Annotated in this window: 1 protein-coding gene; it reads right to left on the bottom strand. The window is 39.6% G+C overall.

What is annotated here, in order from left to right; translation table 11 throughout:
- Positions 1-117: 117 nt before the first annotated feature.
- On the bottom strand, positions 118-598 hold a 481-nt coding region (locus R7Q09_RS26950), incomplete at its 5' end, for a T6SS immunity protein Tdi1 domain-containing protein (RefSeq protein WP_318071335.1).

Below are 598 nucleotides of genomic sequence, written 5' to 3'. Positions count from 1 at the left end.
TAACGCCCTGTTAAGGTGTGAGCAACGCAATACCGATGCTCCCGCATGCCACCTTAAACACTAGACGCAACGCATAGCAAAAATGCCACGCGTTGCGAATCACTCTTAAACAGTTTGTTATGTGTTTGCGTGCTTAAGTTGAAAATGCAACTGAGACATTAGTGATTGATATACTTTCATAGTAAATACTTGCAAATTTTCCATACAAAACTCACCACCAATAATTGGATGCAGATTCCAACCTAAGCATTCGTCTTGTTTTGGTTGTAGCCCGTGTTCGAGCGCCAAGTCATACCAACTAGTTAAAAAGACATTATCACACCAATCTTGTGATTTATTCATTTTATTGTACTCATGAAAGTCCGAAGCAATTGTTTCATAGGTACCATCTAAAACCGATAACAATGAAATTGAGCCATCCACTTCACCAAATAGCCAGTCACCCATGATGGTTAGATACAAAGGTTTCCCTGTAGGATTAAGCAACCATTTCCACTGAGGTAACAAGGTATCTATTTCTACGTCCGAGACTTCCCAAATAAACTGCATTTTTATCTTTCTCACTCTGTTTAGAAACCCATTGACACATAACGCCCTG

The sequence above is a fragment of the Vibrio sp. 2130-1 genome (genome assembly GCF_033339515.1).
Note: the sequence above shows the minus strand (reverse complement) of the source record. Positions and strands in the feature narration are given on the sequence as shown.